Raw genomic sequence first — 22,967 nt, 5'->3', positions numbered from 1 at the left:
TTGCTTACCAGAGCACATACAAACAAACTAATTAAAAAGAAATAGTATGGAGTGGTTTAAAAAAATAAAACACATTACGCATTTAATGAAGCAAGTGGACTTTAAAGAACTGAGTCAGATTTCAGAAAAGATAGATTTACCAAGAATCATGAAATCTGTAGGCGAATTAAATGACGATCAGTTAAAAGGGTTGACTAAACTGCTTACAGAAAAAGCTAAAAAAGGGCAACATAAATTACCGCCTATCGATGGTGATTTTTATGAATATGATTTAAAACTCACTTTTGAAGAACGAGCCATCCAAATGAAAGTTCGGAACTTTATGGAAACAGAAGTAGAGCCAATTGCAAACGAGTATTGGAAACGCGCAGAGTTTCCGATGGAAATTATACCAAAATTAGCCAAACTTAATATTAGCGGTGTGGCTTACGAAGGATATGGTTGTCCTAATTTATCTTTCGTTATGGAAGGCGTTATTGCAGAAGAAATTGCTCGTGTAGATGTGTCTATTTCTACATTCTTCGGAGTTCATAGTGGTTTAGCCATGGGATCTATTTATCTGTGTGGAAGTGATGCCCAAAAAGAAGAATGGTTACCAAAAATGCAAGAAATGAAAGCAATTGGGGCTTTCGGCCTAACAGAACCTAATGTGGGAAGTGGTGTCGCTGGAGGTATGGAAACCACTTGTAAAAAGGTTGGAGATGAATGGATCTTAAACGGACAAAAAAAATGGATTGGAAATGCAACGTTTGCCGATGTTATTATAATTTGGGCAAGAGATATCGATAGTAACCAAGTTAAAGGTTTTTTAGTGAAAAAAGGAAATCCGGGGTATAAAGCCGAAAAAATTGAAGATAAAATGGCTTTAAGAACGGTTCAAAATGCCTTAATTACAATTACAGATTGTAAAATCCCAGAGTCGGATAGATTACAAAAAGCCAATTCGTTTAGAGATACAGCCAAAGTCTTACGTATGACGCGGGCAGGAGTAGCTTGGCAGGCTTTAGGTTGTGGTCGAGGTGCTTACGAGAGTGCGTTAAAGTATACTAAAAAACGTGAGCAATTTGGAAAGCCTATTGCGAAATTTCAGTTGATTCAAAATCATTTAGTAGAAATGTTAGCAAACTTAACGGCAATGAAAGCTATGGTATATCGCTTATCAGAATTGCAAGACCAAGGCTTATTAACCGACGAACAAGCGTCTCTAGCAAAAGTATTTTGTTCTATGCGAACAAGAGATGTGGTTAGTCGCGCTCGTGAAGTCATGGGTGGCAATGGTATATTGCTAGAATACGACGTGGCTCGTTTTGTTGCAGATGCCGAAGCTATATATTCTTACGAAGGCACCAAGGAAATAAATACATTAATAGTTGGAAGAGCTATAACAGGATATAGTGCTTTTGCCTAATACATTTTAAAGCAAAAAAAAACAGTTTCCGATTTCTTAATAACTACTATTTTGAAGTCGGAAATTATCTTTTAAAACAGATTCTGGGAAGTGCAAATTCTTTATTCATGCTAAGTATGATGTTAAGCGCATATATTTAGTAAGTCCAGTGTCTCTTGTCTACTGCTTGCAGATAACCTGGTCGTGCAGACTTTTTTGTAGTTTGTTTTGCTGATTCAATATCGAACTCCAGCCATACTAATTGGTCCTATTTGTGTTTTATAGATATGGACTAAATATGTTTTCTGCTGTTTCTATTAGTAGAAACTATTTACTGTTTTAAAGCCAGTCTAATAAAGAGTGCTCGTTTTGTTGCTGTTGCTCACGGAATTTTTTTTCGTACTCATCCCGTTGTATTTTATAATCATCTTTAAGTTTGCGATACGTATTTACTGGCCAGCTTTTAAGTGTTGTTTTCTCGAGATCACATTCTATAGCAACATGAAAAGTGTGATGTGTAGATTCATGTACATATAAAGAAAAAGGAATCTCGTTATCTTCATTTAAAAATGTAGACGAAAGTTTTGCGTCTTGTGTATCATCTTCTAAATTAAACTCTAAATTACCTTCAAAAAGGATGTGATTTGTATCATTTAATTTTGTTTTAATAGCATCTGCCAAAGGCTTTATATGTTTAGAAAGTTTACCCACTTTAAAATTAATTCGGGCAGATTCCTCGGCATCTGTATATATATGGTATTTTAAAATTACTTTTTTAGGAGTATAACCTGCAGGCACCTTTATTTTATGCATGGTTAGAATGTCGGGCCTAGAATCTGTATCCTCTCTAGGGGTCAATTCTTTTTTTTGTTTTTCAATAATAGGTCTACAATGCTCCAAAGAAAGGGTAATATGTTTTTGAGCAGGAAGTAGATATTTTGTGTGACTAGAATTTATAGCTTCTCCTAAACGTTTAGGAATTAGCAAATCCAATTTTCCTTTTTTAAGCTTGTCATATATTTCATTCACTTTGGTGCCATCTTTAAAAGGAGATTGCAGAGAAGATTTTAACGAAGAAGAGCTAAAGGAGGCGGGGTGTTTGGGATTAAAATCTCTCATAATATTTAGTTTTACATGAATTTGTGAATTATTTACTCATAAATTTAATTATAAAAATTCATATATCGTGTGAAAATCAGGTATTTAACTTTGTGTTTGGTGTTAAAGTTTTAAATTGAATTAAAATTTGGATTTAGCTCTAATACGTCCGTTTGCGGTTAGATTTTTAAGTAGGAATTGTAGTAATGAATCCGGTCAATTTTTTAAGCATACCAGTTAATGAATTGCACCCTTAACCTCTAATTTTAAATAATGGAATATAAAGAATATGATGTTTTTGTAATTGGTAGCGGAGTTGCAGGTCGCTATGTCGCTAGAACTTGCGCGAGCGCGGGTTTAAGCGTTGCTATCGCAGATAATCGTGAATTTGGTGGGACTTGTGCAAATAGAGGTTGCGATCCTAAAAAAATTATATTAGGACCTACAGAGGTCTTCGACCTTGCCGATAACTTAAGCCAAAAAGGAATCTCGTCCTTACCCGAATTAAATTGGGAGGCAAATCAGAAATTTAAAAAGACATTTACAGACAAAATACCAGCTGGTACCGAAAATCAATTAAAGGAATTAGGTGTGGTTTTGTATCATCAGTCGCCTAAGTTCTTAGATAAGCATACGCTGTCTGTAGAAGGGAAGACCATAACCGCGAAAAACATAGTTATTGCAACAGGACAAATTCCTCGAATATTAACTATGGAAGGTGCTCAATTGCTTAAAGCAAGTGACGATTTTCTTAAATTATCTAAACTTCCTAAGCACATGATCTTTATAGGTGCTGGATATGTAGGTTTAGAGTTTGCCCACATGGCTACACGCTACGGTTGTCAGGTCACGCTTATAGAGCAAGGTCCGAGCGCATTAAATGCATTCGATTCAGACCTGGTATCCGAACTTATATCTGTTTCTGAAAAATTAGGCATACGATTTATTTTTAATGCTGATATTTCAAGTATAGAAAAGCTTAATAAAAATTACCGAGTACATTATAAACATAAAGGAAAAAATGAATCGATAAAAGCACGCATGGTGTTTAATACCGCTGGAAGAGTTCCTGCCATAACAGAACTGTCTTTGGATAAAGGGGGAGTTGCGTATTCTAAAAAAGGCGTTGAGGTTAATAAGTATTTACAAAACATCACCAATGATAAGGTGTATGCTTGTGGCGATGTTTCCGACCATAGTGTGCCATTAACACCACTTTCTGGCATAGAAGCAAAAATAGTTGCAGAAAATATTATTCATGGAAATAAAACAGAAATTAACGTCCCGAATGTGCCGTCTACGGTATTTACGTTGCCAAATTTAGCTTCCGTAGGACTGTCTGAAGATGAAGCTAAAAAACGATATAATAATGTTATTGTAAAACATGAATTTGTCTCCGATTGGTTTAATGTTAAGCGTAGTAACGAAAAAGCTTACGGTTATAAAATATTGATTAATGAGCGTACAAACGAAATTGTAGGCGCTCATATGTTAGGTCCGTATGCGGCCGAAACCATTAATTTATTTGCCATGGCCATAAATTTAAAACTGACTACAGAAGCCGTAAAAAATATGATTTTTACTTATCCGTCTTGGGCAAACGACATAAAAGCCATGCTTTAATCTCATAGCTTAGTCGCTTTTTAAATTATTAAAAATTGCACTTTAATTATTTCTTAACAAGAAAAGGTAAAGACTATACTGCTAAAAGCTGTCGCTGTAAATCCATCTGTTTACCATGGATAGCTGCGACAGCTTTTTTTTGTTTTTATGCCTTGTATTTAGAGGCTATAATAATTTTAAAAGGAAGTTAAATTGTACTGCCAATTGAAGGTCTAAAACGTTAAAATTTAAAGAATTCTATAATATTTATATTTTGTAATTAATGTTACTCAACGTTAAGAATTAGCTTCGTATTTTTAAGGTCTAAATGACGTTATATGGAAGACATGCTCTTTTACGATAGGATGCAATTTGCGTTTACTATTACTTTTCATTATTTGTTTCCACAACTCACTATGGGGTTGTCTTTATTGATTGTTTATTTTAAGTGGAAATTTCTTCGCACTAAAATTGAAACTTATAATGATGCTTCAAAATTTTGGATGAAGATTTTCGCTTTAAATTTTGCCATGGGAGTAGTTACAGGAATCCCGATGGAATTTCAATTTGGAACTAATTGGGCGAAATTTTCAGAACTTACCGGTGGTATTATTGGTCAGACTTTAGCAATGGAAGGGATGTTTTCCTTCTTTTTAGAATCGTCCTTTTTGGGACTATTTTTGTTTGGAGAAAAACGTCTTGGTCATAAACTCCATTTCCTTACTGGTTTTCTGGTGTTTTTAGGTTCCTGGGCTAGTGGCTATTTAATTATTGCTACCCATTCTTGGATGCAATATCCAGTAGGATACGAGATTTTAGAAAACGGAAAATTTGTCTTAACTAATTTCGGAGCATTATTTTCTAACCCTTGGTTGTTGCCTTCTTATTTGCATAATCAGGCAGGTTCTATGGTAACATCTTCTTTTGTAGTTGCTGGAATTGGAGCATTTTATCTTCTAAATAATAAGCATCATGAATTCGGAAAATTATTTGTAAAAACGGGTGTGATTTTTGGTCTAATTTCAAGTCTTTTAGTGGCATTTCCAACAGGCGATTTGATAGCTAAAAATGTAGCCGAACACCAACCCGTAACTTTTGCGGCTATGGAAGGGATTTTTAAAAGCGAAGAAGGCGGATCTGAAATTGTACTGATTGGACAGCCAAATATGCTCGAGAAAAAATTAGATAATAAAATAGCTGTTCCAAATGTATTAAGCTTCTTAACCTATCAAGATTGGAATGCCGAAATAAAGGGACTAGATCATTTCGATCCGTCAGTTTATCCTACAAATATTCCAGGCCTGTATTATGCCTATCATATTATGGTGGGATTAGGAACCATTTTTATTGGATTAATGTTGCTGGCAGCGGTACAATTATTCAGAAAAAAATTATACCATACCAAGTGGATCTTATGGGGCATCATGTTTATGTTGCCGTTTCCATATATCGCTAACACTACAGGTTGGTATACTGCAGAATTAGGAAGACAGCCGTGGTTGGTGTATAATTTACTAAAAACTGCAGATGGTGCATCGCCTACCGTATCTTCTGGAAATACCTTATTTACATTACTTGGTTTTATAGGTTTATACCTTCTTCTAGGACTACTGTTTTTAATGTTAGCAGGGAAAATTATTAATAAAGGACCACAACTAAATCAACACTAATTATGGAATTATTTTGGTATATCGTATTAATGACAATGTTAGCGGGCTATGTAATTTTAGATGGTTACGATTTTGGAGCAGGTATAATTCATTTGTTTTTTGCTAAAACAGAAAAGGATAAAAAAGCTATTACTAATGCCATCGGTCCGTTTTGGGATGCTAACGAAGTATGGTTAATTGCCTCGGGAGGTGTATTGTTTTTTGCATTTCCTACATTATATGCTTCGGCATTTAGTGGGTTTTATTTACCCTTAATGATGATTTTGTGGCTTTTAATTTTTAGAGCGATAGGATTAGAACTAAGAGGACAAGTTCAAAACACGATGTGGGAAGCTATCTGGGATAAAGCTTTTGGGATTTCGAGTTTATTATTAGCACTCTTCTTTGGCGTGGCTTTGGGGAACGTGGTTAGAGGTGTAAATTTAGGTCATGTTGTAGATGGCGTATCTACTCACGAAGCGCATTATTTCTTTTTGCCACTGTGGAATCCATCGTTTAGTCCGCATGCAGTAGAGTTAGGAGTCATCGATTGGTTCACATTATTATTAGGTATTATTAGTGTCGTGACGCTAGCAATCCATGGGGCCAACTGGATAATTTTTAAAACCAATTCCGATTTAAATGAAAAGCTAAAGCAGGTGGTGTTTATTCTAAACTTTGTACTCGTAGGACTCGTTATTGTCTCTATTGCGATTTGGCATGTTATCGAACCTAATCCGTTTCATAATTTTATAGATAACCCGCTATTATGGATCTTCCCGATTATAATGTTAACGGGGCTTTTCGGATTATTTAAAGTAAAAACGTATAAAAAACATGGCGCAGGATTTTTGTGTTCTTCGCTGTTTTTGTTTGGCGGATTAACATCTACCGTAGCCTCTATTTTTCCGAAAGTATTGCCTTCAACAAATACAGTAAACCCAGATTTAACCTTGTATAGTGTTGCTGCAGATGAGTATGGTTTAAATGTCGGAGTGTATTGGTTTGCTATTGCAGCCGTTTTAGTGGCCGTGTACATGTACATACAATATAAAGTGTTTAGTGGGAAAATGGACGATGTTGGGTATGGAGAGCATTAACTGTAAATGAGCATAACATGACAGGTACGTTAATATCATTAATTAGTATTTTCATAGGCATAATCGCTGCAAATGTATTCGGAGCTTTAAAACGTAACTATTCATTTGGATTTACAGGAAATACCTTAATTGGTGTTTTTGGGAGTATTTTTCTAATTAAAACTTTTGGTAGATTAGGTTTCGATCCTTGGTCTATTATGGAACATGGCATGTTTCATCCCACATTTTTCGTGCTTAATTGTATTGTGTCTGCTCTAGGCGGCATACTTGGTCTGATTGCTATAAAACGGATAGTGAAGGCATTAAATACGGACAAAAAGAAAAGTTGAATTTTTTATGATTCAAATTGAGATCATTCAAAAATTCAACTTTTAAAACGTAATCTGATAGATATAACTTAATAATACCGCTTTAGTTGATGTCTTTGTTTTTTCGGATTAGACGGTCTGCTGCAAAGGAGTTATCATGTATGTTATTTATGAGATAGGCAAAGAATGCGACATGAATTAATTGTGCAGTTATAGCGCCCCAACTTTCAATAAGAGTCGATCCAAAAATAAGTGAAACTAGAACTCCTGATAATACAATTGCCGATTGTTTTGTAAATAGACCAATGGTTATAAACAATCCAAAAGTAAATTCTAAAATGGGTAACACATAGCTAAAAGGTAGTGTGATTATCTCTGGAAGCATAGAGTTTTCGAAACTTTTAAGCATACCTTGACTAAACGTTTCTAATTTGGGTAAACGCACTAATCCGTGACCAAACATACTTATTCCAATAGCTAATCTAATAATTAAATAAGAGGTTTTATTCTGCATTTTCTTTGTTGTATTTATAGTTCATTTTAAAAATTACTTCGCTTGCCGAAGAGCTTCAGCAAATTTGTAATCAAAAGCGCTAGCTTCAATTGCTGTTGCCGCTTTTTCAATATCGTATGGGGCTCTTTTAAAAGTGACCTTAATAGCTTCGGGATTAGAAGGAGCTGTGTCTTGGTCGAGTTCTAGAATAGCATAACAAATTCTAGGATCACCATCTTTTGGTTTTCCTACAGATCCAATATTTACCACATGTTTAAATCGGTTCTCGTCCTGAATTACACGATGAAAAGGTTTATGAGTATGCCCACATAACAAAACATCTGCGTGTTCTATTTGCATCATTTTTAACACGTCTTGCTCCGGATAATCTATCACCATATAATCGTTAATGGCTTTCATGCTACCATGTGTCATTAATATATTAAACGGCATGTTCTTTATTACAAAAGAGACCTTTAAATGTCTAGGAAGATTAATAAGATAAGCTCTATTTTCTTTAGAAATCATAGTTCTTGTTAATCCCTTGTTCGAGGTGAGGTCTTCTTTATTTATAGGCTTTAGAAGCGCTTCGTCGTGATTTCCCATAATGGTAGGAATACATCGTTTTCTAATCGCATTTACGACTTCGTTAGGCCAAACATTGTAACCAACTAAATCGCCTAGACAATAAATGGCATCTACCTGTTCTGCATCGACATCTTTAAAAAAGGATTCTAAAGCAGGTAAATTAGCATGTATATCAGAAAAGAAAGCTATTTTCATTTTAAGTAAGTGTTAGATGTAATGTTGTTGTTTTAATAAATTTAGAAAACAGATGTAATACATTCAAATATAAAAATATTACAAGAGTATTGAAATGCTCAAATCGTTAAACTTGGAGATTTTAACGCTACAGCGCATAAAAACGGAAAAACATAATTGTTGCATATTCAAATCAAATATAAGGTCCTTGTAAATAAACAAGGTGTAGAATGTGTTAACGTCATGTAAAATTTATATAAATATTATTTAATCAAGGGGTTAAGTGTTGTTTTTTTGTCTGATTTATGAAAACTTCTACTTAAAAATAGACTATTGACAAGACTTAGTCTTATCTTTGCCGAAAATTTGTTAGATAAATATATTTAACTAAAAGAAAGAGATACAATTATGAACGCAATATTCACAGATGCTAGTTTTCAGAATATGGTTAACGTTGCAAATCGTTATGGAATTAGCAGTAATGCGGTTACCGATTTAACGCACGCATTAATGTTAAGTAATGGAACAATGGCGCAGTTTAACATCCCCGAATTAGGTGGTGGAGGTCAGTGGATGCAAGGAGGAATGACGATGGTAGGCGATATGTTTAATAACAATCTTAAAGCCTTAGTAGACGGAATTTGTATGGACTTGTCTAATTTAATTAATCAAGGTGCTATTCAATATAAGCCATTACCTAAAATGCAGAACCAGAATGGTTTTCAATCCAATTCTGGTAATTGGTGGGGAGATTTAGGTTCGCCAAATTCTACAGGAAGCCAGAATGGTATGAGTTATGCTATTTTTTCTAACATTCATCGTTTAGCGATTCAGCAGAACGGAACTGTAACCGTTTTCGATACCTTAGATCATAATATTGGTGGTGTGGGACAGCAACAAGGCGGTAATTATTCGGTTACTTTTACAAGTCAGTATGGTACGGTTAATTTAGATTCTTTGCCAATTGTTTCGGGTAACGGACATGCGCAGAATAAGCCTCAAGAGGTAAATAATAATAACAATAACAATAATCCGATTCAATCGCAACCCCAATTTGTGCAAGAACCAATGGCGGTAGAGCCTAGTCAAGAGGTAACAAATACACAACAAGGATTAGAAGAAGATATTTTTGGTAAAATAGAAAAACTTGCGGGTCTTAAAAGTAAAGGCATCTTAACAGAAAATGAGTTTGAGGCTAAAAAAGCCGAACTGTTAAGTCGTTTGTAATTAAAAATTTAAGTGTTAGTAAAGGAGCTTAATGGCTAAATGCAATAGTATTTAGTTAATTAAGCTCTTTTTTTGTTGATAGATTTTCTAATTTTACTGAAAGGAACAGGCTAAAAAGGCCACTTAGTAGTACAATAGGCTTAAATGAAAATACGATTCACACTGATAATTAACAGGAGTTGGATTAAGAATTATTATCTTTAAATTATGATGAATACACTGCTACAAGAAACGGAAACTTTTGTTAGTCACTTATTAGAAAGTCAACTTTCGCCTAAAAATTTCTACCATAATATAGATCATACTAAAAGTGTTCTAGACGCTGTTACGCAATTTGCTAAAAAAGAAGGTTGTACAGAAGAAGAGATTACGGTACTGCAATTGGCGGCGTGGTTTCATGACACGGGATATGTAAATACAGATGTAGGGCACGAAGAGGAAAGTGTAAAAATAGCGAGCCAGTTTTTAGAGCATGCTGGATGGTCTAAAGAAGAAATAGCTAAGATTGAACGATTAATTTTAGTTACTAAAGCAGATGTTGTTCCTAAAACGCTTCTTGAAAAAATCATGAAAGATGCCGATTGTGCGCATGTGGCTTCCGATAATTTTTTCGAGAGTACGGAGCGTTTACGTCAAGAACTGAAATATAAAAACGAACAACCTATTTCCGAATTAGACTGGCTTATTCAGAATAAAGAATTTATTTCTAATCATAAGTTTTATACCAATTTTGGTCAGGTTAAACTGCAACCAAAAAAAGAGATGAATTTTTATAATCTTCAGCAAAAAATTAAAAAAATTAAAACCAAAAAATCTAAAAAATCCAAGAATAAAAAAACAGGAAGAGGCGTAGAAACTATGTTTCGAGTTACAATGAAAAGTCATATAGAATTAAGTGCTATTGCAGATACCAAGGCTAATATTCTATTGTCTGTAAATGCCATAATAATTTCGGTAGCTCTATCGGGATTGGTGCCTAAGTTGGATAATGCTTCTAACGGATTTTTAGTATACCCAACCTTAGTCCTTCTTATTTTTAGCGTATCATCTATCGTGCTTTCTGTGCTGTCTACACGGCCTAATGTGTCTAATGTAACTGTGACTAGAGAGATGATTAAAAGCAATTCGACTAACATTTTATTCTTCGGCAACTTTTATAAAATGAATTTGAAAGATTTCGAGTGGGGTATCGACTATTTAATGCAAAACGAAGACACCTTATACAATTCGCTAACCAAAGATCTATATTTTTTAGGTTTGGTGTTAGAACGGAAATATAGGTTATTAAGATTAACATATACGGTATTTATGATAGGTATAGTTGTCTCGGCTTTATCTTTTATTTTAAGCTATCATTTTCTTGCAAACGTTACATAAAAAACAAACATGGATCAGTTAATTACAGGACCATTTCAACCTATAATATCTTTTAAATTTTTAAAATTAAAATTTGAAGAGCTATTAACCTCGGAGAATCCAGTGGATCAGCTCCAAGCAAAACACCTCATGTCTATTTTAGACCGTAATCCAGAATTGGTTTCAGGAATTCGTTCTGTAGATGTATTTAATTCTTATAAAAAAGAAGTGGAACAAATTATGTCCTTTTTGTTCCCTTCAGCTTTGCAGGATAACGAAATTAAAGCGGCTTTATTTCCGTATTCTAATCAGTATTTTTATCTGTCTAATCGTCTTAAAAACATTATAAAAGAAACCACCTCCGACGTTAATTCTGTTTTGCGTAAGCTTTATAAAGACAACGAAGATTCTATAGATTTAAATCCTTATGCGATTATTTTAAATCAGTATTACGGATTTAATGTCGATTTCGATAGACCAAAGCAAATCAAGTTAGATGATGTCTCTGGTCAGACAAGAACGTATAGAATTACTTTTAATGCCGATTTTATAAACATCTATCCCAATGGAAATGCTGTAGAAATTACTCCAGAGATTCTAGATGAATTACTAGAGCATGCGCAAGACGAACGGGTGTGGAGACGTTATTTTCCAGATAATTCGTGGACTATTGAAGGCTTCGGACTTTTAAGCATGATTGATACCACTTTAGATGGTAAAATAGATGAATTTAAAACGCATTTAATTCAAGCCAGTGCCAATAATTCGAATAAGATTCTAGAAGATGTCCGAAAGATTTTTAATATAGACGATCTAGAAGTTGGAAATTACATTGTAGATGGAGACGCGTTAATTCGTCCTTTTGGCGAAGATATGGGAGCGCTTACATTGCGAAAAGGAGATTCTATTTCTTGCCAATCGTATGCTTGTAAATACGTATATAATCAGTTGTTCGAGAAGCATCTTCCAGTTGTATTGTCTAATGTGCCTAACTATGCTAAGCACTCTCAAGGCGATGTGTTAAGCGAAATGTTATTAGAAAATGGTTTTAAAAGTGCTATTCTGTTACCGATTGTTTTTGGAGGAAAACTTCAGTTTATAATAGAAATGGCTGCTTATAAAATCAACCAATTAAACGACATTAATAAAGTGAAGTTGGATACGATTATGCCTTTTATTTTAAGTCATTCTAAACGGTCTATTGCCGAATATGAAAATGAAATTAGTGCCGTAATCCAGAATCAGTGTACATCTATTCACTCTGCAGTAGAATGGCGATTTGTCGAAGAAGCGCATCATTTTATTCAAGATCGGAATAATGGAAAATCACCTAGTTTTAAAGAAATCACTTTCGAAAATGTCTTACCGCTCTATGGACAAATAGATATTGTAGGGTCTTCTGTAGCGCGAAATAATGCCATTCAGGAAGATTTAAATATGGCACTAACACAAACCAAGGGGATATTACAAGACCTGTTGGTCGAAAAAAATATGCCCTTTTACGAACAGCTTATTTATCAAATAGATAAAAAAGTTTACGAACTAGAAGCTTACTTTAATAACAATACAGAGCAGGAAATTCACTTGTTCTTTGAAAAAGATATATACCCGTTGTTTAAACATTTAAAAGCAGCAGGCATTAAAAACGATGGTATTGATGATTTCTTGAAGCGCTCGGTCGAAGAAAAGCAACTCTTTTATGTGGCTAGAAAACAGTACGACCAAACCATTAATATTATAAATAAAAACTTGTCGAGTTTTCTGGATAAGCAACAAATTAAGGCACAAGAAATTTTTCCACATTATTTCGAGAAATTTAAAACAGATGGTATCGAGCATAATATGTATGTTGGGCAATCTATAGCAGAACATCAGGATTATCACGAATCGGTAGTATATAATTTACGATTATGGCAACTACAGGTCATGTGTAAAATGGAATCTTTATACTATACCAGTCAGGAAAATTTCCCCGTAAAATTAGATGTAGCTTCACTTATTTTAGTTTACGATGTACCATTAACGATTAGATATCGCATAGACGAAAAACAATTTGATGTAGATGGGGCATATAATGTACGTTACGAAATGATTAAAAAACGTATTGATAAAGCTGTAATAAAAGGGACTAACGAGCGTATTACGCAACCGCATAAGTTGTGTGTGGTATTTTCTACCAATGTAATAGAACGTGAATATTTAAGTTATTTCGAGTTTTTACAATCTAAGAACTACATAGGCGATCATATTGAAATTGTCGAGGTTGAAGAACTTCAAGGTGCCAGTGGAATTAAGGCCATTCGTGCAGATATTAATCCAAACCTTATGTTCAATGATACGGTGTTTTCTATAGAAGACATCGAAGCAACATTATAAATAGAACGATTTAGTATATGAATAAAATTCTACTCTTTTTACTTTTTATAAGTCTTACCGGATGTGCGACATTAGAGTCCAATTTCGTATCCGATAGCTTAGAACCATTACAGGATATCAATGCGGAAACTTTAAATGTGTTTCTTGTAGGCGATGCCGGTAAACCAGAGAATGGAAAGGCTCCTAAAGCACTTTTGGAAATGGAGAAACAGTTTGCTATGGCAGACAAAGAAGATTTATTGTTTTTTTTAGGCGATAATATCTATCCAAAAGGGTTTCCTGCCGAAGATGAAAAAGGGCATGACGATGCTAAACTGGCAATGGACTTGCAGTTAGAAGTTGCAAAAAAATTCCCCGGATCTGTATATGTTATTCCTGGAAATCACGACTGGTATAGCGGTTTAAAAGGACTTAAACGTCAGGAGAAATTAGTAGAAGATGCTTTAGGAAAAAACACGTTTCAACCTGAAGATGGTTGTGGAATTGAACGCATTAATATTAGCGACGATTTGGTTTTAATTCTTGTAGACTCGCAATGGTACATTACCAATTGGAACAAGCAACCTACTATTAACGACGATTGCGATATTAAAACACGCGAACAATTTTTAGACGAATTTAAAAGTGAAATTAAGAAGGCTAGAGGGAAAACTACTTTGGTGGCGATTCACCACCCGATGTTTAGCAATGGTCCACATAATGGGCAGTACACGTTTGCAAGTCATATGACACCCTTACCGGTTTTAGGAACGGTTAAAAATATACTGCGTACAACGACTGGTATTTCAAATGCCGATATGTCTAATTGGTTTTATAACGATTTACGTAAAAACTTAATAGCATCGGCACAGCAAAATGATAATGTTATTTTTATCTCGGGACATGAGCATAGTTTACAATTTATACAATCGGATAATTTAACGCAAATTATTAGTGGTTCTGGGTCTAAAACCACGGGAGTAAGAACACATAGAGACGATCAATTTGGATTAGGAGCAAATGGTTATGCCGTATTAAATATTCATAAAGATCAAACGTCCGATGTGCAGTTTGTAAAAGCCGAAACTAATGCTGTGGTATTTAAATCTCAAATCCATCAGCCTGAACCACGAGATGTCACTAATTACCCAAAGCAGTTTGCAGATTCAATTTCTTCATCGGTATTTACTAAAGCAGAAACCACAAAATCTTCATTTTATAAATTTCTTTGGGGTGAACGTTTTCGAGACTATTACAGTACAGATGTCCAAGCAAAAACGGTTAATTTAGATACGCTTAAAGGCGGATTAAAACCTGTAAGAAAAGGAGGAGGAACACAATCACGTTCTCTGCGATTAGAAGATAAAGATGGCACACAATACGTTATGCGTGCACTTAGAAAGAGTGCGACGCAATACATACAAGCTTCTATGTTTCGCGATCAGTATGTAGAAGGCCAATTTGACGATACAGAAACCGAAGCTTTAGTTGCCGATGTCTTTACTGGCGCTCATCCGTATGCACCTTTAACTATAGGGGCGTTATCAGATGCAATTGGTGTCTATCACTTAAATCCGGAGTTATATTATATGCCCAAACAAAATGGGTTAATGGATTATAACGATGAATTTGGAAATGAACTTTACTTCTTTGAAGAACATGCCTCTGAAGGTCATATGAATTTAGCCGATGGCAATTTTACAGGCGAGATTATTAGTACAATGGATTTGTTTGAGGAGCTTCATTCAGATGAAGAAGTTAGCTTAGATCAAGTTAATTTTATAAAATCACGTTTGTTCGATATGCTTATTGGCGATTGGGATCGGCATTACGACCAATGGCGTTGGTTAGAATTTAAAGAGGATGGAAATACCATTTATAAGGCCTTGCCAAGAGATCGGGATCAAGCATTTTCTAAAATGTCCGAAGGTTTAATGTTAAGTGCAGGTGTTGCTCTTATTCCTGCTGCTCGTGTACTAAGAAGTTACGATGAAGAGTTAAGAGATGTAAAAGGTGTAAATGCCGAACCTTATCCATTAGATGTTGCCTTTTTAACCGATATCGATAAATCGGTTTGGGATGAACAAGTAGCATATATTCAAGAACACATAACAGATGAGGTTATCAATGAAGCGTTTTCAAAACTTCCTAAAGAAGTTCAAGACGAATCGGTGTTAAAAATAAAAGACCTGGTTAAAGCAAGAAGAAAAAATCTAAAAGATATCTCGGACCGCTACTATAAGTTGGTGAATAAATTTGCTGTGGTTACCGGAACCAATAAGGATGATTATGTGTCGGTTAAAGGATTGGACGATGGTAAAGTAGAAGTTTCTGTATTGCGGAAAAAAGACGATACGATTAAAGATCGATTTCATCATAAAATTTACGACCCTAAGGTAACTAAAGAAATTTGGGTATATGGTTTAGACGATGATGATACATTTAAAGTCTCGGGGAAAAGTAAGCGCATTAAAATCCGATTAATTGGTGGCCAAAACAACGATGATTACCAAGTTGAACACGGTAAGAATATTGTGATTTACGATTATGAATCAAAGAAAAACACAACCTTAAACGCTAAATCTGCTAAAATAAAATTAACAGACGATTACGAAACACAGGTCTACAATTACAAGAAATTTAAAAATAATACCAATCAATTAGTACCGCTTATCGGTGCTAATCCTGACGATGGCTTAAAATTAGGAATTTCAAATACATATACAACATATGGTTTTGAGCGTAATCCGTTTACGAGTCAGCATAAAATTAAAGCCGCGTATTATTTTGCTACCAATGGTTATGAAGTATCATATAGTGGAGAATTCGCTCATGTAGTTGGTGGTTTAAATCTAAAAGTTCAAGCCGATTTTCAGAGTCCGAATTATACGTTGAATTTTTTCGGGTACGGAAATGAAACATCTAATTTCGACGACGACCTAGGAATCGATTATAATCGTGTAAAAGTAAGAACATTTGGCATTGCACCGTCTTTAGTTTGGAATTCGTTGCGTGGTAGCATTATAGATTTTGGGATTCATTACGAAACCACAGAAGTGCACGATGCTTCAGGTAGGTATGTAGAAGATAATGGCGATACTTTACCAGATTATATTTTCGATGAAGTGCAATTTGCTGGAATTCACGGGGCGTACCATTTTACAAATTACGATAACAAAGCTTATCCAACCGTTGGACTTTTATTCGATTTAGAAACAGGCTATAGTCAGAATTTAGATATTCATGGACGTGGATATGGGTATGTAATTCCTAAATTAGGATTAGCACATCGATTAAACTATTCTGGCCGTTTGGTTTTAGCGACAACCCTAAAAGCACATCTAAATATAGGGAATGAATACGAGTTTTATCAGGCCGCAGCAATAGGAGGAGATGACGGTTTACGCGGGTTTAGGAATCAGCGATTTACAGGAAAACGCGCTTTTTATCAGAATACAGATATTAGGTATAGTTTAACTAATTTAAAAACGCCTATACTGCCTGTTAAATTAGGCGTTTATGGTAGCTTCGATTATGGTCGTGTGTGGTTGTCTCAAGACGAAACAGATAAATGGCATAACTCGTATGGCGGTGGACTATTTGTTAACGGCGCAGAACTTTTAACAGCTAACCTGGGGGTGTTTAACTCGGTAGATGGTGTGCGCGTTTCTTTTGGTCTAGGCTTTGGGTTTTAAAAGAAAAGGCATGAATTTTATTAGATTCATGCCTTGTTTAATATATGGGTTAAAAACCTTTAATTTAATTTTTCGAATTCGAAAGCTATTTCCATATCACTTCCAGAGACCAAAGCATGTAACGTGTATTCATCTATCCAATATTTAATGCGATTTGGAAATTCGATTTCAGTATTTTCACAAACAAAAGAATGTGGATTGTGGTTTGTACCGTTAAAGATTGTCCAATGCTCTTCTCCTGGAGCCTTCACATTTAAATTCCAATGATTTGCTACTTTTAGAAGACGAATTTTTTCCTGACTAATAGTATCTCCATCTTGTATTGTAAAACCGATTCCTGAATATTCTGAATCATTAATTTTCTCCCAATTTTCAAAAGTATCTTGGCCCACTTCCTCATCTAAACGTTTCCATTGCCCGAGCAACCAATCAAAATCTTCAGATTGTTTTTCCGAAACAGTACTAGACGTTTCAACCGTCTGTTGCTTTTTTTTACCTTGATTGCAAGCGCATAACAATACGGCAAAACAAATAAGTAGCAGGTTCCTCATGTGCGTAAATTTATTATCTGTAATTTATATTAAAAATATGTGATTCGCCGGGTTTTAAAGTGGCTTTAAGACTATCATTCTTATTTACTATAATTGTTGTTGCTTTGTCTCCCAGTAATCTAACGTGTAATTTATCATCTTTTTCAGACAGATACAAATCGGTTTCTACAGAGGTATCTACCGTGATACCTTTTAAACTCATCTCCTTAATCCCAAAAGCAAAACAGGCCCCGTTCACGGCAACTAGTGTAGTGTCGTCTCCATGTGTTCCCCATGGAAAAGTAAGTACTTTCCAACTTTTTAAAGTGATTTCTTTTTTGGTATTATCAATACCATTATTGTAGCCTTGATATGGCAAAATAACCGTTAAGAAATCAAAATTTTGTTGTTTGTTCTTTGTAATTACTGTCCAATTTTTACCATTAGCTCCAGATGTCTCAGCAGTATCTGTTGAATTAAGTTGAAAAATATCGCTACCTACGGCATCTGGGAATGAAGCACGAATCAAGTCCGAACCTAACTCCGATGTGTAATGACCTTGCCACACTTGTTTGTAATCGTGTGTGGCATCAGATTTAAAATTGTCTTTTACAATCCAAAATTCATCTTTCACATAAATCACCTGACGCGAGTAGTTCACGCCTCTATTTTCGAAACCATCGTGGGTTCCCACAAAAAGATCATACTCGTCGTTCGTATTCCAAGCAATGGTTTTAGGCGTTGGTAAATTCTTAAACTTTCCAAAACCGCTTCCGCCTTTGTTGGATGTCCATTCTTTTCCCTGTAATTCATCATCTACGAGCGCCACATTTTTTACCATCGAATTTTTAAATACATCAAAATCCTTAAGCGAGTATCTCACTTGGTAATTTGGCAGAATCACTTGTCCGTTTGCCATGGCCTGGATTCCTAAAATATCGCCATGTTGGTGGTCTGGCTTCTCGGCATCTACACCAGCACTAATAATCATCATGTCGTCATTAGAGTCCCAACCTTGTCTCATAATGTAATACTCGGTATCTTTAAACGCCAGTGAGCCATATTCAGGACGTTTCTTTTCAATGTTATTTAATTTTTCAACCTGTTTGTTGGTTAAAAACCAATACATGCTTTGTTCGACTTTGTTGGTTGCGAAATATCCAAAACTCGGGTCGTCGTACAATAAATAACCAAGTGTTAACGCACCAGAAATATCGTTAGATTCTGCCCATGGTGTTCTCGTATCGTCTTGCAAAACTGGAGCACTTTTGTCTGGATATGCAATTTTTGGAAGCGTGGTAAACAAGGATTTTAATTTATCTTCCCAAGCTTGGTCAACTTTTATATTATTGATTTTAGTTAATTGATAGGTGTAAAAGTAGTTGTTAATATCGGCCATATGGTAATGCACAGAACGCTCGAATTGGAAACCATCTGGATTAATTTCTTTTTCTAAATGTTCGCTTAATCGTAACATCGCTCTGTCGTACCAAGCATCGGTACCTTGAAAGTCACGTAGTAAAATAGATAACACCCCTAAAGCCGACATCCCTTTGGTTTGGTGATTTCCTGCGCGAAACTCGGTATTGTTTTCGTAAAGGTCCTGACCATGCTGAAGCAAGGTGGAGATGGTTTGTATTTGGTCGGCATCGGTATAGGTCTTGTTGCTTAAAAACATATTATGAATCCACAGCCAATTGGTTATCCTGTAACCTGCTCGGTACACCTCGTAAACCCCATTTCCGTCTTCAATAGTTTCAAAATTTTCGGATTCAAGCGCATAGTTTAGCGAACGCATTTGTTCAACAAAATACCTAATATATTTAGGGTCTTTACCGTCGTTAAAGTATAACATGGCAATATCTACCATTTTATGTTGTCTCGCCAAATGTCTCAGCGCATAGGCGTCTACAGGGCCTCCACTTAGATAGTTAAATGGCAGTTCCCATTCGGCAAAATCGGGGAATTTGTTGTAGTGGTCTAATGCGCGTTCTTTATGATAAGCTTCGTTGTTATAAAGGGCGTTATAAGTTTTAAAACGCGCATCGAAGGTTTTGTAATCGTAATAGAAACGTTCAGAAAATTTAGCCCTAAAATATTCGGCTAATCGGGCTTCATTGATAACACCATTCGCTTTTAAAGCACTACGGACTTCAGGTTTTATAACACTAGTAAGTTCTTCAATATTTAAAAGTCTATTACTTGGAATCGTTTGTGCCTCAATCTTTGGCGAACATAAAATTAAAAACACTAGAAGTGCGTAAAATTTGTTAAGTTGATTTGTAATTTGAAAAGGTAAAATATTAATGCCATTAATCATAGAAGTGACGGTGTTGAAGCCTAAAAACAGTTTTGTTTAAAAGTGTTTTTTTGGAATTATAATTGAATGTCTAAAGATAATAAAGTTAGTCTGATTTGTTGCAGACCATAGTGGCTGTAAACGATTATATTTAGGAATGCTTTTTGTTTTTTTAAGGATTCAAGATTACTAGCACAATTAAGTCTTGTATCTTGTTGCATATATTTTTGAACGTATTAAAATGGGCATGTATACAATCCACATAGAAGATAGCAATGGTGTTTTAAACGCATTTTCTTTTGTACCCAATGCTAATGAAAATCTTATGACTTTTATTGCCGATAATTTAGCTGAAGATATTGGCGATTGTAAGGGTAGAGCATGGTGCGGAACCTGTATGGTTCAGCAATTACACGGAGATTATAAAGATACTATGATTGCCGATGAACGGAGGCTTTTAAATGGTTTTCCTGACATTCCTAACAGGCGTTTAGCGTGTCAGATTTTTCTAAACTCAAATTTAGATGGTACCACATGGAAGGTTCTCGATTCTAGGCAATTTATGTAGCGAAGTTTTTCACTACTTTTGCAAAAATATTTTCTGAATGTCCGTTACACTTTTATCATCGCCTTTACAAGGATTTACCGATTTCCGTTTCCGTAATGCGTTTCATCAATCCTTTGGAGGGATAGATACATTTTATGCACCTTACATCAAGATGAATGGTAAAATGGTGATTAAAAATAATTATCAGCGCGATTTAAATCCGGAACATAATACCGTTCCGCACTTGATTCCGCAAGTCATGACGAACGACCCGGATGAGTTTCTTTTCGTAATTAAATACATAGCATCTTTAGGATATACCGAGTTAAACTGGAATTTAGGCTGTCCGTATCCTATGGTAACAAAACAGGGGATGGGCTCGGGATTGATTTGCAATCCGATGAAAATTGATGAAGTGCTTCATAAAGCACATAACGAAAGTGATATTACTATTTCTATGAAAATGCGTTTGGGATACGACGAACCTTCCGAAATTTTAAACGTATTTCCTATTCTAGAAAAATATCCGATTAAAAATGTGGCGATTCATGCGCGTTTAGGAAAACAGTTATATAAAGGCGGAACAGATTTAGATGCTTTTCAAAGATGTGTAGACCAAAGTTCGCATAAATTATACTATAATGGCGATGTTACAAGCGTGCAAGCCTATCGCGATTTACAAGAGCGTTTTCCAAGTATAGACCACTGGATGATTGGTCGTGGATTAATTGCAGACCCGTTTTTGCCACAAATGATTAAAAATAACACCACTAAATATCCAACAAACAGATGGCAAATTTTTAAAGACTTTCACGATACCATTTATAAACAATACGATGAAGCGCTGTCTGGACCAATGCCAATAAAAATGAAAATGCTTGGATTCTGGGAATACTTTTCGCAATCGTTTAACGATCCTAAGAAGGTGTACAAAGCCATTAAGAAGAATGGAAGCCCTAGAAATTATATCGCTACCGTAAATGAGATTTTTGCAAAACAGCGATAATATTGTGTAATGTAACGCTGTTTTTGTTCCAAAGGCAGTCTCGTTTCCAATTATACACGCTTATTTAGAAAAGTTGTCAAATGCATTCAGTTAGATGTTTGCAGTTTTGCAACATGAAATACATATCAAACTTCGGCATATTTACTCTGTTACTGGTACGAAGTGATATCACAATTAAAGAATTAGCCTTTGTTTTAGGCTTCGATTCTATGAGTAGTTTTTCCAGATTTTTTAAGAAATTTACAACTGTAAATCCATCAACATACAGATTAAATTATCGCTAATAACAAGTTCTTAGAGTATTAGGATAAGAGTAATAAATGAGAACAACGCATAAAAAAACCACCTGTTTAGAGGTGGTTTTTTGTGCAGTATATTGTTATTAATAGTTGACGTAATCAATAATTTCTAATCCGTAACCAATCATTCCCACACGTTTTGTGTGTTCGCTATTCGAGATTAATCGTAATTTATGAATTCCTATATCGTGTAATATCTGAGCTCCAATTCCGAAATCTTTATTATCCATTGCAACACTTGGTGCTTTAGCAACGCTATTCGGTTTTTGTTCATCTTTTAAAGCAGATAAACGATTTAAGATATTCATCGCTTTTGGCTCTTGGTTTATAAAGAGAATAGCACCACTATCTGCTTCGTTAACCACTTTAAACATGCTGTCTAACTTGGCATCCACATTATTGGTTAGTGTACCTAGAATATCGTTATTAACTAAAGTAGAGTTTATACGCGTTAATACAGGTTCATCCGTTTTCCAAGTGCCTTTGGTTAAAGCAATATGCACTTGATTATTTGTGGTTTGCTTATAAGCTCTTAATCGGAACTTTCCGAAACGCGTTTCTATATCGAAATCTTCTTTCTTTTCAATTAAAGAATCGTGTTGCATTCTATATGCCACTAAATCTTCAATAGAAACAATCTTTAAATCAAACTTCTCGGCAACTTTTCTAAGCTGAGGTAAACGTGCCATAGTTCCATCTTCATTCATGATTTCAACAATCATTCCTGCAGGTTCTAATCCCGCTAATCTAGCAAGGTCTATAGCCGCTTCTGTGTGACCAGTACGTCTTAAAACACCACCGTCTTTAGCTACTAGTGGGAAAATATGTCCTGGTCTAGATAAGTCGTAAGATTTAGTTTCTGGATCTACTAAAGCTTTTACGGTAAGCGCTCTGTCTGATGCAGAAATTCCTGTAGTAACACCTTTTCCTCGTAAATCTACAGAGACCGTAAATGCCGTTTCCATATGGTCGGTATTGTTAGTTACCATCATATGTAAATCCAGTTCTTTACACCTGCTTTCTGTAAGTGGTGCACAAATTAATCCACGGCCATGAGTCGCCATGAAATTCACCATTTCTGGTGTTGCTTTAGCTGCTGAGGCAACAAAATCGCCTTCATTCTCGCGATCTTCATCATCTACTACTATAATTACTTTACCATCTCTAATATCGTCAATGGCTTCTTTAATTGTATGTAGTTTAAAAGAAAGGGGAGTCTTTTCTTTGGTATCTGTTATCATAATGCAAAGATAT

The 22,967-nt window shown here is 35.1% G+C and carries 18 protein-coding genes; 12 read left to right on the top strand and 6 right to left on the bottom strand.

The genetic code is table 11. The annotated features are described in order from the left end of the window. The first annotated feature begins 46 nt into the window (after window positions 1-46). The gene (locus ACKC83_RS00440; protein ID WP_414035467.1) at window positions 47-1,408 is read left to right on the top strand and encodes an acyl-CoA dehydrogenase family protein; all 1,362 of its coding nucleotides are present in this window, start codon (window positions 47-49) and stop codon (window positions 1,406-1,408) included. Window positions 1,409-1,726: 318 nt separating this feature from the next. On the opposite strand, the gene ACKC83_RS00435 is transcribed toward ACKC83_RS00440, so the two are convergent. After that, window positions 1,727-2,506 (bottom strand): hypothetical protein, encoded by a 780-nt coding sequence (locus ACKC83_RS00435; protein ID WP_414035468.1) that lies wholly within the window; start codon window positions 2,504-2,506, stop codon window positions 1,727-1,729. 252 nt (window positions 2,507-2,758) lie between these two features. Between ACKC83_RS00435 and ACKC83_RS00430 the strand changes: the two genes are divergently transcribed. From ACKC83_RS00430 to ACKC83_RS00415, 4 genes are all read left to right on the top strand, one after another. Next, entirely contained in the window at window positions 2,759-4,108 is a 1,350-nt protein-coding gene (locus tag ACKC83_RS00430) for a dihydrolipoyl dehydrogenase family protein (RefSeq protein ID WP_434036632.1), read from the top strand. A gap of 317 nt (window positions 4,109-4,425) precedes the next feature. After that, a complete protein-coding gene (locus ACKC83_RS00425; protein WP_434036631.1) occupies window positions 4,426-5,757 on the top strand; it encodes a cytochrome ubiquinol oxidase subunit I in 1,332 nt (443 codons plus the stop codon). A gap of 2 nt (window positions 5,758-5,759) precedes the next feature. After that, window positions 5,760-6,836: a cytochrome d ubiquinol oxidase subunit II gene (gene cydB / locus ACKC83_RS00420; RefSeq protein ID WP_434036630.1), complete on the top strand. Its 1,077-nt coding sequence runs from the start codon at window positions 5,760-5,762 to the stop codon at window positions 6,834-6,836. Between the two features lie 17 nt (window positions 6,837-6,853). Then, window positions 6,854-7,165 (top strand): hypothetical protein, encoded by a 312-nt coding sequence (locus ACKC83_RS00415; RefSeq protein ID WP_414035472.1) that lies wholly within the window; start codon window positions 6,854-6,856, stop codon window positions 7,163-7,165. Between the two features lie 82 nt (window positions 7,166-7,247). Here ACKC83_RS00415 and ACKC83_RS00410 read toward each other — a convergent pair whose 3' ends face one another. Together ACKC83_RS00410 and ACKC83_RS00405 are read right to left on the bottom strand one after the other, a co-directional pair. Further along, the gene (locus tag ACKC83_RS00410; RefSeq protein WP_434036629.1) at window positions 7,248-7,658 is read right to left on the bottom strand and encodes a DoxX family protein; all 411 of its coding nucleotides are present in this window, start codon (window positions 7,656-7,658) and stop codon (window positions 7,248-7,250) included. A gap of 33 nt (window positions 7,659-7,691) precedes the next feature. Beyond that, on the bottom strand, window positions 7,692-8,420 hold the full coding sequence (locus ACKC83_RS00405; protein WP_434036628.1) for a metallophosphoesterase family protein: 729 nt from the start codon (window positions 8,418-8,420) through the stop codon (window positions 7,692-7,694). A 387-nt stretch (window positions 8,421-8,807) separates the two neighbouring features. Between ACKC83_RS00405 and ACKC83_RS00400 the strand changes: the two genes are divergently transcribed. From ACKC83_RS00400 to ACKC83_RS00385, 4 genes are all read left to right on the top strand, one after another. After that, window positions 8,808-9,626: an SHOCT domain-containing protein gene (locus ACKC83_RS00400; protein WP_434036627.1), complete on the top strand. Its 819-nt coding sequence runs from the start codon at window positions 8,808-8,810 to the stop codon at window positions 9,624-9,626. Between the two features lie 207 nt (window positions 9,627-9,833). After that, window positions 9,834-11,003: a Pycsar system effector family protein gene (locus tag ACKC83_RS00395; protein ID WP_434036626.1), complete on the top strand. Its 1,170-nt coding sequence runs from the start codon at window positions 9,834-9,836 to the stop codon at window positions 11,001-11,003. A gap of 9 nt (window positions 11,004-11,012) precedes the next feature. Further along, window positions 11,013-13,358 (top strand): hypothetical protein, encoded by a 2,346-nt coding sequence (locus ACKC83_RS00390; RefSeq protein ID WP_434036625.1) that lies wholly within the window; start codon window positions 11,013-11,015, stop codon window positions 13,356-13,358. Window positions 13,359-13,375: 17 nt separating this feature from the next. Further along, on the top strand, window positions 13,376-17,032 hold the full coding sequence (locus tag ACKC83_RS00385) for a metallophosphoesterase (RefSeq protein ID WP_434036624.1): 3,657 nt from the start codon (window positions 13,376-13,378) through the stop codon (window positions 17,030-17,032). Window positions 17,033-17,091: 59 nt separating this feature from the next. Here the strand turns inward: ACKC83_RS00385 and ACKC83_RS00380 are convergent, their stop codons facing one another. Further along, window positions 17,092-17,583 (bottom strand): DUF6265 family protein, encoded by a 492-nt coding sequence (locus tag ACKC83_RS00380; RefSeq protein WP_434036623.1) that lies wholly within the window; start codon window positions 17,581-17,583, stop codon window positions 17,092-17,094. A gap of 13 nt (window positions 17,584-17,596) precedes the next feature. After that, window positions 17,597-19,882, bottom strand: coding sequence for a heparinase II/III family protein (locus ACKC83_RS00375; RefSeq protein ID WP_434036622.1), 2,286 nt, complete (start codon window positions 19,880-19,882; stop codon window positions 17,597-17,599). A 226-nt stretch (window positions 19,883-20,108) separates the two neighbouring features. Here ACKC83_RS00375 and ACKC83_RS00370 point away from each other — a divergent pair, with 226 nt between their 5' ends. The 3 genes from ACKC83_RS00370 (at window position 20,109) to ACKC83_RS00360 (ending at window position 21,698) form a co-directional block, all read left to right on the top strand. Next, entirely contained in the window at window positions 20,109-20,429 is a 321-nt protein-coding gene (locus tag ACKC83_RS00370) for a 2Fe-2S iron-sulfur cluster-binding protein (protein ID WP_434036621.1), read from the top strand. A 37-nt stretch (window positions 20,430-20,466) separates the two neighbouring features. Then, on the top strand, window positions 20,467-21,414 hold the full coding sequence (locus ACKC83_RS00365; protein ID WP_434036620.1) for a tRNA dihydrouridine synthase: 948 nt from the start codon (window positions 20,467-20,469) through the stop codon (window positions 21,412-21,414). An 80-nt stretch (window positions 21,415-21,494) separates the two neighbouring features. Further along, window positions 21,495-21,698, top strand: a complete 204-nt coding sequence (locus ACKC83_RS00360) for a helix-turn-helix domain-containing protein (protein WP_434036619.1) — start codon at window positions 21,495-21,497, stop codon at window positions 21,696-21,698. Between the two features lie 98 nt (window positions 21,699-21,796). Here ACKC83_RS00360 and ribB read toward each other — a convergent pair whose 3' ends face one another. Next, complete coding sequence (ribB, locus tag ACKC83_RS00355) at window positions 21,797-22,954, bottom strand: 3,4-dihydroxy-2-butanone-4-phosphate synthase (RefSeq protein ID WP_414035484.1); 1,158 nt, start codon at window positions 22,952-22,954, stop codon at window positions 21,797-21,799. Window positions 22,955-22,967: the final 13 nt, after the last annotated feature.

This window comes from Formosa bonchosmolovskayae (genome assembly GCF_051016085.1).
In the GTDB taxonomy this organism is placed as follows: Bacteria; Bacteroidota; Bacteroidia; order Flavobacteriales; family Flavobacteriaceae; genus Formosa.
Note: the sequence above shows the minus strand (reverse complement) of the source record. Positions and strands in the feature narration are given on the sequence as shown.